14 protein-coding genes are annotated in these 15,710 nt (G+C 35.3%); all 14 read left to right on the top strand.

Annotation, left to right across the window (positions count from 1 at the left end):
• The first annotated feature begins 86 nt into the window (after positions 1-86).
• Positions 87-1,034, top strand: a complete 948-nt coding sequence (gene manA, locus Q5O86_RS05420; protein ID WP_302626127.1) for a mannose-6-phosphate isomerase, class I — start codon at positions 87-89, stop codon at positions 1,032-1,034.
• A gap of 25 nt (positions 1,035-1,059) precedes the next feature.
• Positions 1,060-3,021 (top strand): transcription antiterminator, encoded by a 1,962-nt coding sequence (locus tag Q5O86_RS05415; protein WP_302626126.1) that lies wholly within the window; start codon positions 1,060-1,062, stop codon positions 3,019-3,021.
• 197 nt (positions 3,022-3,218) lie between these two features.
• Positions 3,219-3,662 carry a PTS sugar transporter subunit IIA gene (locus Q5O86_RS05410; protein WP_302626125.1) on the top strand — a complete coding sequence of 148 codons (444 nt, stop codon included), beginning with the start codon at positions 3,219-3,221 and terminating at the stop codon, positions 3,660-3,662.
• A gap of 42 nt (positions 3,663-3,704) precedes the next feature.
• Complete coding sequence (locus tag Q5O86_RS05405) at positions 3,705-4,817, top strand: PTS fructose transporter subunit IIC (RefSeq protein ID WP_302626124.1); 1,113 nt, start codon at positions 3,705-3,707, stop codon at positions 4,815-4,817.
• An 89-nt stretch (positions 4,818-4,906) separates the two neighbouring features.
• Positions 4,907-5,218, top strand: coding sequence for a PTS fructose-like transporter subunit IIB (locus tag Q5O86_RS05400; protein ID WP_302626123.1), 312 nt, complete (start codon positions 4,907-4,909; stop codon positions 5,216-5,218).
• 29 nt (positions 5,219-5,247) lie between these two features.
• On the top strand, positions 5,248-5,511 hold the full coding sequence (locus Q5O86_RS05395; RefSeq protein ID WP_302626122.1) for an HPr family phosphocarrier protein: 264 nt from the start codon (positions 5,248-5,250) through the stop codon (positions 5,509-5,511).
• Positions 5,512-5,522: 11 nt separating this feature from the next.
• A complete protein-coding gene (gene ptsP / locus Q5O86_RS05390; protein ID WP_302626121.1) occupies positions 5,523-7,214 on the top strand; it encodes a phosphoenolpyruvate--protein phosphotransferase in 1,692 nt (563 codons plus the stop codon).
• A gap of 48 nt (positions 7,215-7,262) precedes the next feature.
• Positions 7,263-8,093 carry a Cof-type HAD-IIB family hydrolase gene (locus Q5O86_RS05385; RefSeq protein ID WP_302626120.1) on the top strand — a complete coding sequence of 277 codons (831 nt, stop codon included), beginning with the start codon at positions 7,263-7,265 and terminating at the stop codon, positions 8,091-8,093.
• An 86-nt stretch (positions 8,094-8,179) separates the two neighbouring features.
• Positions 8,180-8,944: a DeoR/GlpR family DNA-binding transcription regulator gene (locus Q5O86_RS05380; protein ID WP_302626119.1), complete on the top strand. Its 765-nt coding sequence runs from the start codon at positions 8,180-8,182 to the stop codon at positions 8,942-8,944.
• Between the two features lie 230 nt (positions 8,945-9,174).
• Positions 9,175-11,529: a formate C-acetyltransferase/glycerol dehydratase family glycyl radical enzyme gene (locus Q5O86_RS05375; protein ID WP_368074741.1), complete on the top strand. Its 2,355-nt coding sequence runs from the start codon at positions 9,175-9,177 to the stop codon at positions 11,527-11,529.
• 18 nt (positions 11,530-11,547) lie between these two features.
• Positions 11,548-12,459 (top strand): glycyl-radical enzyme activating protein, encoded by a 912-nt coding sequence (locus tag Q5O86_RS05370; RefSeq protein WP_302626118.1) that lies wholly within the window; start codon positions 11,548-11,550, stop codon positions 12,457-12,459.
• 69 nt (positions 12,460-12,528) lie between these two features.
• Complete coding sequence (locus Q5O86_RS05365; protein ID WP_302626117.1) at positions 12,529-13,206, top strand: fructose-6-phosphate aldolase; 678 nt, start codon at positions 12,529-12,531, stop codon at positions 13,204-13,206.
• A gap of 341 nt (positions 13,207-13,547) precedes the next feature.
• On the top strand, positions 13,548-14,699 hold the full coding sequence (locus Q5O86_RS05360) for a hypothetical protein (RefSeq protein WP_302626116.1): 1,152 nt from the start codon (positions 13,548-13,550) through the stop codon (positions 14,697-14,699).
• Positions 14,700-14,746: 47 nt separating this feature from the next.
• Positions 14,747-15,574: a hypothetical protein gene (locus tag Q5O86_RS05355; protein ID WP_302626115.1), complete on the top strand. Its 828-nt coding sequence runs from the start codon at positions 14,747-14,749 to the stop codon at positions 15,572-15,574.
• Positions 15,575-15,710: the final 136 nt, after the last annotated feature.

Raw genomic sequence — 15,710 nt, 5'->3', positions numbered from 1 at the left:
AATATGTTACAATCAAATTATTGTTAAGAAAAATGCTTATAATAATATTAATTGGTGGGAAATTTAATATGAAATGAGGTATTTTAATGAAAGAGAAGCTTTATTCAAATCAGGTATTGATGCTGGAACCGGTTTTTAAAAATGCAATCTGGGGAGGAAAGCTGTTAGAAAATTTTGGATATGAGGATGCAGGAGACCAGGCAGGAGAGTGCTGGGGTATCAGTGCACATAAAAATGGTGACTGTACTATAATGAATGGTGCACTTGCGGGAAAAAAATTGTCCTGGTGTTGGGAAAATCACCGTGAGTTATTTGGAAATATGAAAGGAGATGTATTTCCACTTTTAGTAAAAATTTTAGGCGCCGAGGATGACCTTAGTATTCAGGTACATCCAAATGATGATTACGCAGCAATTCATGAAAACGGAGCGTTGGGAAAGACAGAATGTTGGTACATTCTTGACTGTAAGGAAGATGCTTCTATTGTCATTGGTCACAATGCAAAAAATAAAGATGAGCTGGCGGAAATGATACATGAGGGAAAGTGGAATGAGTTAATCCGTGTCATTCCGATAAAAAAGGGAGATTTTTTTCAGATTAATCCGGGGTGTCTTCATGCGATTAAGGGAGGAACATTGTTAATTGAGACACAGCAGAGCAGTGATGTGACATACCGGGTGTATGATTATGACCGCTTACAGGATGGAAAACTGAGGGAGCTTCATGTACAGCAGAGCATAGACTGCATTACTGCACCACATAAAGATTATGATGTAAAAAGAGTTGTTCATAATTTTGATGGACTGCGCAGTGAATTGTTGGTCGAGTGTCCGTTTTATACTTTAGAAAAATGGGAGATTGATGGAGACTATATTTGGGATATGGATAAATCTTTTATAAATGCAAGTGTTATTGATGGAAGCGGAGTGATAAATGGTTCGGAGATAAAAAAGGGAGACCATTTTATCATTCCCGCAACTTTACAGACGTGTGACATTCATGGAAAAATGACTATTATGATATCATACTGTTAGGAAGTATATAGAAAGTGGAGACGATATGTTATCAGAGAGAGGACAACAAATTATAGAAAAACTTATAGATAATAATCAGAAACCGATTACCTCAAAAACTCTTGCTATGTATCTGGGAGTGTCAGAGAGAAGTGTTAAAACTTATATTAAAGAGGTCTCTGATTTTTGTAAAGAGCAGGGGATGATTCTCGAGAGAAAACCGGGAATAGGTTTTGTCGCTGACTTTACGGAAAGTCAGATTGAACAGATAAACCGATTAAAGCGAGATAAAAAAACGGTTATGTCAAAAAAGCAGAGAATGAGTTACATCATGTATATTCTTTTAAGTGGATGGGATACTTATACCTTATCTCTTTTTTCAGAAGAGTTGAACGTAAGTAAAAAAATGATTGGTGATGATATTAATGAGATATCGAAGGGATTAAGAAAATATAATATTCACATTAACAGAGTGGCAGGACATGGTGTATTTATATCCGGGGACGAGTTTTGTATTAGAAAGGCAATGAAAAGTTGTTGTTCGTATGCGTTGGGAGACAAAAAAGCAGAGGTTTCCCCGGATTATAGAATAGGTTTAGAAGATGAGTATCTGTGGATAAATAATTGGGGAAAGGATAATTTTGATAAAGCTGTTCAAGTTATCCGAAGTATAGAGAAAGAATATCATGTAGCGTATACAGACTATTCTTTTCGTATGCTAACAGAGTATCTCAGCATTCAGCTTTTTAGAGTAAGAATGGGAAATGTGATTACGAAAAAGATTATCACAGATGAAAGAAAAATGTGTAATCCGGAAGTAGTAGAAACGGTTGTCGGATTATTAGGGCAGTCCGAAAAAGTACAGTTCAATGAATATGAAAAACAGTATATTGATGTATTGTTTGCGGCAGCAGCCGTTCAATCAAAGAATGATAGAAGTGTTATGATATCAGATTGTAGTTTTGATATAGATAACAGAAAAATATGTGAAGAGATATTAATTTATTTGTCTGAGATATTAAATGCGAATCTGCAAGAAAATGAGTTACTGAAAACCAGTCTTGAGGCATTTCTCCCGGCATCTTTGGTTAGAACAAAATATGGATTTGAGGTGAGCAATCCATTTTTAAGTGATATTAGGGAAATGTATTCAGGAATTTTTGCGACATGTTTTACGCTGGGAAAATTTTATGAAGACTATTGTAATGCGATTCCCACAGACCATGAGATATCCTTTATTGCGCTGTTTTTAGGCGGCGCGTTACATAGAAATATAAAAAATGTTAAGGCTGTTCTTATTGGTACCAGCGGAATTGCAGCGGCGAACATTGTTGCCAGAAAAATAGAAAGTAGAATTGAAGATGTTAAGATTGTTGCAATATTGTCCTCGGAAAAAATCAGTAATTTAGAAGATTATCAGTTTGATATTATATTATCCATGCTGCCGGATTTTAAGTATTCCAATAAGGTCATTTATATTTCTCCAATCATCAGCAAAAGGGATGAGAAGAATATAAAAAATGCCTGTTTTGAAGCACTTACACATCCTGAATTGGAAAAGGATGATTTTTTAGAGCTTGTGGATAAAAATAATATTATGATTGTAAATGAAAAAATGGAAAGAGATATTATTCTAAAAGAGGCATGCAATAAATTGTATGAAGGTGGGTATGTTAAAAAAGAGTTCTTTCACGATGTGATTCATAGAGAACATATTGAGCCTACAGCAATAGGGAATGGAGTTGCCATCCCTCATGGAATGACAGAAAATGTATTAAAGCCAAAAGTTTTTTTGATTCAGTTAAAATATCCGGTCAACTGGGGAGGGAAGATGGTCAGCACTATTTTTCTTCTCGCATTGAATTTTAATAATATTGCTACGACAAAGGCTTTCTTTTCGGATTTTTCAAGAATTGTGGGCTCTGAAGAAAAGATTGGGAAGATACAGAAATCCATTAGCGCAGAAGAAATGGAAAGCGTATTCAAGAGAGAAATGCATTGGAATTAATTTGAAAAACAAAAAAATTGGAAAAAAAATACTTTTTTTAAAACCGTTTCAATGTTTGAGAAATACAAAGTTTGAGAAAAATTGCACTAACTTTAGTGCAATTTTCTTTTTTTGCATGAATTGAAAAAAATAAATAAACAACGTAGAATTAAATTACTCAATGATGGTAATAATTTTAAGAAAAGGAGGATATGAGTTTGGCTAAAGAACTTATGAGCGGAGAAATTGTCATGTTTGATGTTGAAGCAGAAAGTGCGGATGAGATTATAAGACTTATTGCAGATTCAATGGAAAAAGATGACAGACTGATTAATAAGGATGGATATATCGCAGATGTTAAGGCGAGAGAAGCAAGTTCAAGTACAGCTGTTGGTTTTTCAGTTGCGACACCACATTCTAAGTCAGTTCATGTAAAAGAACCGTCACTTGCCTTTGTTCGTCTTGCAAAACCAATTAAGTGGGATGATTCAGAAGAAGTTGATATGGTTTTTCAGATTGGTGTTCCATCACCTGGTCAGGGTGACAGACATCTTGAAATTTTAGCAGGCCTGTTCAGAAAAATCATGCATGATGATTTTAGAGAGCAGCTCGGAAATGCTAAAACAGCCGAGGAGGTTATAAATCTTATTGGTATTGTTTAACTCTTATTGTTTGTACGTTTACTTATTGAAAAGGAGAAAGTTATGAAAGAATTGGTTGATATTTTTAAGAATTTAAGAACGCATTTAATGAATGGTGTTTCGTATATGATACCTGTTGTTGTAGGCGGTGGTATTTTAATGGCAATCGCAGTATTAATTACAGGAAAAGGTGCAGCTCCTGGCTGGGGAGATGGCATTCCGTATTGGCTTTGGACAATTGGTGCAGATGCATTAGGACTTATGGTTCCTGTACTTTCAGCATATATTGCATATTCCATTGCTGACAGACCGGGTATTGCACCGGGTTTAGCAGGCGGTATCATGGCGCTTAACATTCCAATTGGATTTAACGAGGCAGCAGGCACTGTTTCCTTTGCAAGTGCAGGTTTTTTAGGTGGCATTGTAACCGGTATTCTCGCAGGAATTTTGGCACAATATTTAAAGAAAATTCCACTTCCAAAATCTATGCAGTCATTAAAATCTATTATAATTATTCCGGTTGTTTCCATTCTTGTAATTGGTATCGTAATGTTTGGTGTATTAGGTGGACCAATTGCAATGTTTATGGAATGGTTAGAAGGTATATTGAGAAACGCAGCGGGTGGAAACGTAATGCTTGTCAGTGCAATTGCAGGTCTTATGATTGCATTTGACCTTGGTGGTCCGGTAAACAAGGTTGCATTTTCTATATTGATGGTTGCTTTTGTTGGCGATGGAATTTACACATTTGCAGCGCCTGTTGGTATTGCTATTTGTATTCCACCAATCGGAGCCGGTGTTGCATCATTGCTTTTGAAAAATAAGTTTTCAAAAGAGGAGAGAAATGCGGGTGTAGGTGCAATTGCGATGGGATTCTGTGGTATAACAGAAGGAGCAATTTCTTATACGACAGCTGACCCTATCAGAATGATTCCGATTAATATGATTTCATCGGCAATAGCAGCAGGGCTTGCAGGACTTTTGGGAGTTGGTAAGACAATGGCAGCATCCTGGGGTGGATTGATTGTTACTCCGGTAATTTCAAGCCCATTACTTTATGTAGTATGTATTTTAGTAGGTGTGGCAGTTTATGTTCTTCTCTGTGCAGTTTTAAAGAAGAATTATGTGGAGAAGAAAGAAGAAGTGCTCGAAGATGTAGAAATCTCATTTGAATAATGGTTTATTATAAAGGGAACCACGATTTTGTGGTTCCCAAATGAAAATTAAATATAGTTATTAATTTATTTAGAAAGAGAGTGAATGATATGAAATTTTTAGCAGTTACAGCATGCCCTTCAGGGGTTGCACATACTTATATGGCAGCAGAAGCTATTCAGCAGGCCTGTGAAAAAGCAGGAGTTGAATGCAAAGTTGAGACACAGGGTTCCATTGGTATTGAAAACGCAATTACAGCAGAAGATGTTGCCACAGCAGATGCAGTTATTTTGACAACAGATATGCCAATTAAAAATGTAGAGCGTTTTGATAATCTGAAGAAGGTAAAGATAGGAATCAGTCCTGCAATTAAACAGGCAGATGCAATTGTAGCAAAAATGATTGCAATGTTGAATGCATAAATAAAAAATTATAACCGGAGGGTAAAGAGATGGTAAGTAGAACTTTAGTAGTAAATAATCCAGAGGGATTACACATGAGACCGGCAGGCGTGGTTGCAAAGGAAATGGGAAAATTTTCGTGCGATGTAACAATCGTATTTGGAGAAAAAAGAATTAATGCAAAAAGCCTGATTAATATTATTTCAGCATGTATTAAAAAGGGTGCAGAAGTTACATTTGAATGTGACGGAGAAGACGAAGAAGAGGCAATGGCAAAAATTGTAGAACTTGAAAGTCAGAATTTTGGTGAATAAGAGGTAAGCTTATGTACAAAGGTATTGCAGGTTCTGAAGGAATTGGAATTGGAAAAGTTGTGATAATTGAAGAACATGAAATTAATGTGGAAACGAAGACAATTTCGGATACAAATGCTGAGATTTCGAGATTACAGACAGCGATAGAAAAGTTCGTCGATGCAACGAATAAGATGGCAGATAAGATGGATGAGACTGTTGGAAAAAAAGATGCAGATATCTTAAGAGGTCATATTCAAATGCTGCAGGACCCTATGATTGAGGAACAAATTTCTGCATTGATAGTTGCAGAAAAGGTTTCTGCAGAAATGGCGGTAGAACAGGTGCTTGAGCAGACAGCAGAAATGTTTGGACAAATTCCTGATGAATTACTGCAGCAGAGAGCAACGGACTTTAGAGATATTAAGACAAGAATGTTAAAATTATTAATGGGAATTGAAGATGTGGATATCTCGCAGGTTCCAAAGGGTACCGTTTTAGTTGCAAGAGATTTGACACCATCTATGACAGCCGGGATTAAGCCGGAAAATATTAATGGTATTTTAACAGAAGTCGGAGGCAGGACATCTCATTCGGCGATTTTGGCAAGAGCAATGGAAATACCGGCAGTTTTAAGCATTGATGGGATTTGTGAAATTGTAAAGAATGGCGATAATGTTGTTCTGGATGGAGCAAGTGGAGAGGTTATCCTTCACCCTGATGACAAGACGGTAAAAGAATTTCAAGAGAAATTTGATGAATATCAAAAAGAAAAGTCATTATTGAAAGCTTATTCCGGAAAACCATCTGTGACAAAAGATGGAACGAAGGTGGAATTGGTATGTAATATTGGAAAACCGGAGGATGCGAATAAAGCTGTAGAATGTGACGGCGAGGGTATCGGATTGTTTAGAACAGAGTTCCTATTTATGGATAGGGATACGATGCCTACAGAGGAAGAACAGTTTGAGGCGTATAAAACCGTTGCAGAGACAATGAAAGGAAAACCTGTAATTATAAGGACGCTGGATATTGGTGGAGATAAAGCACTTCCATATCTGGGTCTGGAGCAGGAAGAGAACCCATTTTTAGGTTTTAGAGCAATTCGTTTTTGTCTTCAAAGAAAAGATATTTATGAAACTCAGCTAAAAGCACTTGTAAAAGCCAGCGCATATGGTAAAATAAAAATAATGGTTCCATTAGTGACAGGTGTTGATGAGCTTCGTCAGGTAAAAAACATGGTAGCTGATATCATGAAATGTTATGATGAGGATGGCATCGATTACAATAAGAATATTGAAATCGGTGTAATGATGGAGACACCTGCAGCTTGTATGATGGCCGATGCACTTGCAAAAGAGGCAGCGTTCTTTAGTATCGGTACAAACGATTTGACCGGATACACAATGGCTGTAGATAGAGGGAATGCAAAAGTGGCATATTTATATTCAACATATAACCCGGCAGTTCTGCGCGCAATAAAGAGAATTATTGAATGTGGAAAAAAAGAAGGAATTATGGTTGGTATGTGTGGTGAAGCAGCAGCAGATTTAAAGCTGATACCACTGTTACTTGCATTTGGATTAGATGAGTTTAGTGTAAGTGCAACAAGTGTCTTAAAGACAAGAAAGACTATTTCAGACTGTGACGTTGAAGAATGTAAAGCATTAGCCGAGAAGGTTATGCAGTGTGTCACAGAAGAAGAAGTTTTAGCATTGTTATAGCCAAAAGCAAATAGTATACAATATATTTTAATGGATTGGAGCCCGCAAATGAATATTAAACTAATAGCAACTGACGTAGATGGTACTCTGCTGGCAGATGACCACTTAACAATCCCCCCAATTAATATAAAAGCGTTCAGAGAGGCTAAAAGTAAAGGTGCGATTATAGCCGTAAGCACCGGTAGACCGTATTCATTGGCAAAAAGGGAATGTGATTTGTTAGGTTGCGTAGACTATTTGATTCTATCAAATGGAGCAGCTGTGGTGGATATGCAGAGTTCTGAAGTTCTCTACAGCTGCTACCTTCCTTTGAAATCCCTGGAAAAAATTATAAAAATATTTGAAAAATATCCATTAGTATATGAGCTATATGCTGATTGCAATGGTTATATTACGAATTACACCTATGACCATTATTTTGAGGCAGAAGGACTTCCAAATGTATTCTTAAAAGAATATAGAAAATTAATGATAAGATGTGAGAGTCCTTGGGAAATTATAAAAACAAAAAATGTAGAAAAATTGAATATAGACCATATGCCGGAAGAGTGTATTGAACCGCTGTTAAAGGAATTAAAGGATATTCCTGATTTAGTTTATTCGGCGGGATTTAAAGGAAATATGGAGATTACTGCAAAAGGAGCAGATAAGGGAAAAGCATTGAAGTGGCTTGGAGAGCGTCTGGGATTAGATGCTGAAAATATAATGGCATTTGGAGATTCCGGAAATGATGCCACAATGCTTATGTATGCGGGTTATTCCTATGCCATGAAGTCAGGAAATGAACAGGCAAAGCGTTGCGCAAAATTTGAGACTTGTGCGGATAATAATGAAGGCGGCGTTGGAATTACGATAAATAAATATTTTGGGAGATTATAAATTTATTATATAAAAAGAATACAAGTTTGACAGAAACTGAATAATAAGAGAGAATGTCTAGGTATGTATATACTAAGGAGGATGATATGCTGGCAAAAGAAAGACAGAATAAAATTGTCGAAATGGTAAATCGCGATGGTTCTATACTTGTCAAGGAGTTGAGCGAATTATTTGATGTGACTGAAGACAGTATTCGTAAGGATTTATCATTATTAGAAAAAAAGGGGTTGCTCAAAAAAACATATGGAGGGGCAGTAAAAAATCGTGTCAATACTCATGAATTATATGTCTCTCAGAGAAAAGGGAAAAACGTTGGAGAAAAGCAGTCAGTAGCAAAACATGCGTTTGATTTGATTGAAGAAGGTGACGTTTTATTTCTTGATATTTCTACGAGTAATATAGAGTTGATTAAATTAATTGTAGAGGCAAATTTAAAGGTCACTGTGGTGACAAATATGATAGATATTATGCTTTCGTTTACAGCTCCATTAGATACGAATCTTATATTTATCGGTGGAAAGTTAAACAGGGGAAGAGATGGTTTTATAGGCTCTTATACGAATAAGCAGATGGAAGAGTTTAACTTTGATAAGGCATTTATGGGTGTTGTAGGAATTGAGTTAGAGAAAAATAGAGTATATACATATGCTACGGAAGATGCGTTGACAAAGAGAGCAATTATGAATGCCAGCGATGTGTCATACATGATGTTAGAAAAGAGGAAGTTTTCCAGAAAGGGCAATTATAGATATGCAGATATAGATGATTTTGCGGGTATTGTGTTAGATGGGGAGCCGGAAGAGGAAATTTTTGATAAATTAAAAGAATATAATGTAGAACTATATTTTTAAAATATATAATGATGAGAGTTGATTGTGTAAAATGCACTTGAAATGTTAGAGAAAATATCTGCCATTTCGAGTGCATTCTATTTTTTGTTAACGTTTTTACATTTTTGATTTTAAGTATTCCATCAAACTAAACAATAAAAAGTAATAAAAAACAATAAAAAGTAATAAAAAATTATTGACATTGAATAGATGCAGTAATAGAATGGAATTATAAAAATTAGGAGGTGGATATGTTGAATCATTTAATAAAAACAGAGAGAATTGAAACATTGAAAAATAGAATGCTTTCTGTTCCAAGATATGCATCTATTGAACAAGCAAAAATAATTACTGACACATATAGAGAACATGAGGGTGAGCCAAGAATTATGCAGAGGGCCTATTCCTTGAAAAACTGTTTAGAAAAAATTGCCATAAGTGTTGAACCGGAAGAGTTAATTGTAGGAAACAGAACAGCAGGTGTGAGATACGGGGTAGTGTTTCCGGAGAGTGGAAGTACATGGGTTAATAAAGAATTTGAAACGCTTCCTACAAGACCGCAAGACAAATTTAATATCCATGAGGAAGATATAAAGTATTTTAGAGAAGTGATATACCCTTATTGGCAGGGAAAATCTTTAGAAGATGTTTTAAAAGAGCGTTATGGAAAGGAAATTGATGCTATCTCTAAGGTGGCAAAAATCAATCAGAAAGACCATGCTCAAGGGCATATTAATCCGGATTGCAAAGGCTGGTTAAAAAAGGGACCGGCAGGTTTGAAAGCGGAGGCGGAAGCATATCTGGAAAAGGAGACGGATGAAGAAAAGAAATTGTTCTATAAGAGTGTAATTACTGTTATGGAAGGTACTATCAATTTCATTATGAGATATCATACATTATTGTTAGAGCAGGCAGAAAATGAGCCTGAGTGGGCAGATAATATGAGACGGGTAGCAACAGTTTGTGAAAATATTGCAAACAAACCTCCGGTGACATTTCATGAGGCAGCACAGTCTTTATGGTTTTTATTTGTGATTTTGCAGATGGAATCTAATGCATCTTCATTTTCGCCGGGCAGAATGGATGTATATATGTATCCATACTATAAACATGATGTGGAAAACGGAGTTGAAAATCAGGAAATTCTTGAAATTATCGAAAGCCTGTGGTTAAAATTTAACGAGATTGTTTACATGAGAAATTCAAATAGTGCAAAGTTTTTTGCAGGATTTCCTATTGGATTTAACATTGCATTGGGTGGACAGGATGAAAATGGAGAGGCATTTGAAAATGAGGTTTCTTATTTGTTGCTGAAAGCACAGGAGCATATTGGATTGCCACAGCCGAATCTCTCTGTAAGACTTTGTGAAAAAACAAGTGATAAATTGTTGAAAGCAGCAATAAAGGTGGTATCACTTGGCAGTGGAATGCCGCAATTTTTCAATGATAATGCGGTTATTCCGGCAATGATGAATGACTTGGAGATTCAGGAAAAGGATGCGAAAAACTATGCTATTGTAGGGTGTGTGGAGCTGACAACCCAGGGAGATAATCTTGGATGGTCTGATGCGGCTATGTTTAATTTGAATAAGGCATTAGAGCTTACACTCACAGGTGGTAAATGTCTTCTGACCGGCAAACAGTTAGCGCCGGAGCGGGGCGACTTAACAACATTTGAGCGGTTCGAAGATTTAGAGGAAGCATTCCGGCAGAATATTGACTATTTTATGGATAAGATGATATTGGCCTGCGAGCAGGTAGAACAGGCACATATGGACCTCCTCCCAACACCGTTTCTATCAGCAGTAATAAATGATTGTATGGGTAAAGGGCTTGATGTGACGAGAGGCGGTGCCAAATATAATCTCTCAGGGATTCAAATGATACAGGTTGCAAATCTTGCAGACAGTCTTGCGGCAATAAAACAGCTCATTTATGATGAGAAAAAAGTCTCAAAAGAAAGATTGCTGAATGCGCTGAAAAACAATTATGAAGGGGACGAGATATTAAGAACAATGCTTTTAAATAAAGTTCCAAAGTATGGAAATGACGTGGAATGGGTAGATAATCTTGGAGCAAAATGGGCAAAATATTTCAGAGAGAGAATCGGAAGATTTACAAATTACCGCGGTGGTAAGTATCATACAGGAATGTATACCGTATCTGCCCATGTTCCTATGGGTGAGAATGTCGGTGCTTCTCCTGATGGAAGATACGCAAAAACACCATTAGCGGATGGCGGTATGTCACCGGTTTATGGACGTGATGAGCATGGACCTACAGCAGTATTAAAATCCGTTTCAAGATTGGATAAGAGCTGGACTACGAATGGCGGTCTGCTCAACATGAAATTTCTTCCTGAATTTTTTAAGACGGAAAACGGAATTGATAAGTTTGCAAAAATGCTGAGAACCTTTGTAGATTTGGAAATACCACATATTCAATTTAATGTTGTGAGAAAGGAAGATTTAATGGCTGCCAAGGAGAATCCTGAACAATACAGAAATCTAACTGTCAGAGTTGCAGGATACACGGCATACTTTGTAGAATTAGCAGGTGAGCTTCAGGATGAGATTATAGCAAGAACAAGTTATAATGATATTTAAGAAAGAGAAGTAGTTGATTTGAAGGGTTACGTTTTTGATTTTAAAAGATTTTCAACCCATGACGGACATGGTATCAGAACAACGATTTTTCTAAAGGGATGCACACTAAAATGTGTGTGGTGTCAGAATCCGGAAGGAATATCGATAACACAGAGACCGCTGTATTTTCCGAATAAATGCATACATTGTAATACTTGTGTTCATTTATCTGAAAATGGAGGTGTGCGGGAAATCGATGGAAAAATAAAATTGGATGTGTCAAAGAAAGAGGATTGGCATAATATTATCGACAACTGTCCGTCGGCTGCGCTGACGATGGATTCGAAGGAGATGACCGTACAGGAAGTTGTAGAGGAAGCCTGCAAAGATGCTCCGTTTTTTAAGTATGGTGGCGGGGTCACTTTATCAGGTGGAGAGCCTCTGTTTCAACATGAATTTGCTATAGAGATACTCAAAGGATTGAAAGAAAGGGGAATTACAACGACCATTGAGACAGCCTCCCATATTCCATTTAGAATCTATCAGGAGGCAATGAAGTATGTAGATTACGTTTTTGCTGATTTGAAAATAATTGATAGCGAAATGCATAAGAAATATACAGGGGTTGATAACGAATTGATTCGACATAATTTAGAGTGGCTGCTTACATCAAAAAAGGCAGAAAATGTTATCATAAGGACTCCGCTCATACCGGATATGACAGCCACAAAAGAAAATATAGCAGGAATTGCGCAGTTTATTAGTGATTTATATCCGGAAATAAAGTATGAGATATTAAATTACAATCCATTGGCGCAGGCAAAATATGATATGGTGGATAGGAAATATTGTTTTGAAAACAATCCGCCATTGTACAGTGATGAGCAGATGAGAGCATTTGGAAAGATAGCCACGGATAATGGAGTTAAAAATCTTATTTTGGAGATTTGAGAATAGTCAATGAAAATTAACCGAAGTTAATTGAAAAATACAGAAAGAGATAATATTGGAGGTATTAAAATGAAATTTATAATTGATGATGCGAACATTGAAAAAGTAAAAGAGATTTGGGACTTGTATCCATGTGATGGTGTTACGACAAATCCATCTATCCTGGCAAAAAGTGGGAGAAATCCGTATGAGGTTCTTGCAGAACTTCGGGAGATTGTCGGAGAAGAAGGGGAGCTTCACGTTCAGGTTGTGTCTAAGGATGCAGAAGGGATGATGAAAGAAGCAAAAGTTATTAGAGAGAAATTGGGAGAGAATACATTCGTAAAAATTCCGACAACGCCACAGGGACTGAAAGCGATGAAAGCATTATCAGAGCAGGGTGTGAATATTACGGCAACTGCTATTTATACAGCAATGCAGGCATTTTTAGCAGCAAAGGCAGGAGCAAAATATACTGCGCCGTATATTAATAGGATTGATAACATGGGATATAATGGTGTTCAGGTAGCGATGGATATTCAGGATATTTTTGAGAATAATAATCTTTCATGTGAAGTTCTTGCAGCAAGCTTTAAAAATTCACAGCAGGTACTGGAACTTACAAAGTATGGTATTGGGGCATCTACGATTGGTACAGATGTAATTGAGGGACTTATTAAAAATAAGGCAATTGATGCAGCAATTGATGTTTTCAATGATGATTTTGCATCAATTACCGGAGAAGGAAAAACTATGGCAGACTGTTAATTCAATATCTCTTTCTATAAGGCGGGTTTCCAAGAAATTGGAGCCCGTTTTTTGTGATGGCGACGAGGAAAATGGACAACATGCTTGCATAGATGTCCATTTGACGACCGCTTCTAGTCATTGTATAGGCAATGAAAATAATATTTGTTTTTCACAAGAAAATAGGAAGGATATGTTAAACATTTATTATTAAAAAGACAACATGGAGTATAATATGTTGTATAAATTGACCGAATATGCAAAAAAAATCCCGAATGTGTAAGAAATATTAAAAAAATTATAAATAAGTTATATGATAAAAATGCATTTAACAAATGATTAATATAGTTGAAGGAGAAGTTATGAAAGGGATTTATGTAAAGAGAATTGTGAGCGTGGTATTAGTGTTAATGTTAATTTTTCAAAGTGAAAACACAAATTATTTGAACCAGGTTAGAGCAGAAAAAATATCTATAAATTTAGAGCGTGTAATTAGCACAGATAGTAATGTACCAGATTTAAGAGATAATTATGATGAAGAGAGTCCATTGTGTAAGAAATTAGAGTATGATAAAGAAAATAATGTGACTGAGTTATCAGAAGAAGTAGAAAAAGAGTTGAATGAAGTAGGGATTTGGGATAGTGAAATTGAACAATTTGATGACGGAACAATAGAAAAGCTTGAGAATGCAATAAATACAGAGGTATATATTGATTATTGTAGTGTTGATAATAAGACGGGAGAAGAAATAGAAATGTCAGAAGATGAAATAAATGACATGATATCAGAAAAAATAGAAAATGGTGATATAAAATATGAAGAACAGCGTAAAAGTTTATTCTCAAATATTTTAGAATTTATTGGATTTTTGCCATCGGAAGTAAAGGCTAAGACAGAAACAAAATCAAATTCAGAAACAAAGAAGTCGGCATCAGGTGCGGTTAAACATTATATGATTTGTTCTCAAGTAAAGGAGGGGAACAAAAGAGGCAAAATTTATGTTACATATACAGCAACTTGGTTAGAAGAGGCTTATTATAGAAATAAAGATGTATGTGGTGTTACTGTTTCAGATAATGCAGTTATTGATTCCAAAACCTGTAAATGTTATCATAATGCAACGTTTAAAACATATAATGAAGGAACCTGTATATCGAAAAAGTTACATACAGAACCTAAAACACATATAATGGGAGATTCTGGTTCGGGTGTTGCTTTTATTGTAAATTTGTTTGGCGACAGAAATACAATGCAATTTTGGAAAGCAGGAGGTACTTATCAATATTATATTAATGAGAGTATAACAGTAACTTTTTGTTGTGAACAACGTAGTAAAAAGGCAAAAATATTGACATTTACTTCAAAATATTCTCATTCAAAAACAAACAAGTCTTTTACTCCAAGTATATCGTTGAGTAAAGGTGGATTGTCTGTTGGCGTAAGTAAGAGTGGCAGTAATTATTATAGTGATATTACCAATAATATAAGTCTTAATTTTAAACCAATAAAATGAAGTTGTGAATTAAAAATAAGTTTTAATAATATTAGGAGTTATAAGGAATGAAAGAAAAAATATCAAAAAAAAGAATTATCACAATAGGAGCGTGTGTTTTAATTCTAATTTGTGTATGCTGGTCAGCATATGTTACATATATACCTTCTAAAGGTATAGTAAAAAGATATTTTTGTGACACTGAAAATGTAAAGTGGAGAAATATATATGAAAAAAGTGGACAAAGTGTAACTGTTGAGGATTACAAAATTACATTAGAAAATGTTTTATATAATAATAAAACTTCATTGGGCTGCTGTAAGTTTTCTATTTCTAAAAAAGATGGAGTGGCAAAAATGGAAACGAATAAGTGGGGGGAGGTTGTAAATGATTTGATAGATAGCAGATTTAAAATAGACATTAACGGAAGCTGTGATGTTCAATGTGAGGCTTTAGAAAACACTTTATATGTATATATGTCTTTTAGTATACAACAAGATTTTGCATCAGAAGTGGAATGTAAATTAATAGACTACAGTCAAATTGATAAAATGGATAATGAGGGGTACAAAAGTTATAAGTTTAATATTAAAGAATCCGAAAAAATAAATGAATATAGAATAAACGAATATATCAGTATGGCTATATCACCTATTGGAATTGCAATTGATAGCGAGCGTTCATTGTTCCAAAATAAAATAGTATTTTTCTATAAAAATGGAAAAAGTGAAGTAATTGTTGATACAGAAAATGACATTGGAACGGGTGGTTCAGGAGAGAGTAATATTAATGGCAGTGTTAGATACCACTATGTTTTTACCCAACTTAAAAATATCGATGAAATAGATTATATTATGTATAATAATAAAAGGTATAAAAAAACGAAAAATAGATAAGTATAACATAAAATAATTTGACAAAAACTGCATAAAATAATAGAATTAGGAACATATAGTAAATGCTATGAAAGGAAGAGTAAGTTTAAGCGAAGTTGAACAGCGAGCCCGTTTCCGATATTGACGGTTTGCACAT

Origin of the sequence: uncultured Eubacterium sp. (genome assembly GCF_937958975.1) — a bacterium.
Classification (GTDB): Bacteria; Bacillota; Clostridia; order Lachnospirales; family Lachnospiraceae; genus Eubacterium_G.
The sequence above is the reverse complement of the archived record's forward strand: the minus strand, read 5'-3'. Positions and strand labels throughout refer to the sequence as shown.

Bases quoted from the DNA above. Each gene is read 5' to 3' on its own strand.
- Q5O86_RS05385 (WP_302626120.1), top strand. From the start codon at position 7,263: ATGAATATTAAACTAATAGCAACTGACGTAGATGGTACTCTGCTGGCA.
- Q5O86_RS05360 (WP_302626116.1), top strand. From the start codon at position 13,548: ATGAAAGGGATTTATGTAAAGAGAATTGTGAGCGTGGTATTAGTGTTA.
- manA (WP_302626127.1), top strand. From the start codon at position 87: ATGAAAGAGAAGCTTTATTCAAATCAGGTATTGATGCTGGAACCGGTT.
- Q5O86_RS05355 (WP_302626115.1), top strand. From the start codon at position 14,747: ATGAAAGAAAAAATATCAAAAAAAAGAATTATCACAATAGGAGCGTGT.
- Q5O86_RS05395 (WP_302626122.1), top strand. From the start codon at position 5,248: ATGGTAAGTAGAACTTTAGTAGTAAATAATCCAGAGGGATTACACATG.
- ptsP (WP_302626121.1), top strand. From the start codon at position 5,523: ATGTACAAAGGTATTGCAGGTTCTGAAGGAATTGGAATTGGAAAAGTT.
- Q5O86_RS05380 (WP_302626119.1), top strand. From the start codon at position 8,180: ATGCTGGCAAAAGAAAGACAGAATAAAATTGTCGAAATGGTAAATCGC.
- Q5O86_RS05375 (WP_368074741.1), top strand. From the start codon at position 9,175: ATGTTGAATCATTTAATAAAAACAGAGAGAATTGAAACATTGAAAAAT.
- Q5O86_RS05405 (WP_302626124.1), top strand. From the start codon at position 3,705: ATGAAAGAATTGGTTGATATTTTTAAGAATTTAAGAACGCATTTAATG.
- Q5O86_RS05365 (WP_302626117.1), top strand. From the start codon at position 12,529: ATGAAATTTATAATTGATGATGCGAACATTGAAAAAGTAAAAGAGATT.
- Q5O86_RS05400 (WP_302626123.1), top strand. From the start codon at position 4,907: ATGAAATTTTTAGCAGTTACAGCATGCCCTTCAGGGGTTGCACATACT.
- Q5O86_RS05415 (WP_302626126.1), top strand. From the start codon at position 1,060: ATGTTATCAGAGAGAGGACAACAAATTATAGAAAAACTTATAGATAAT.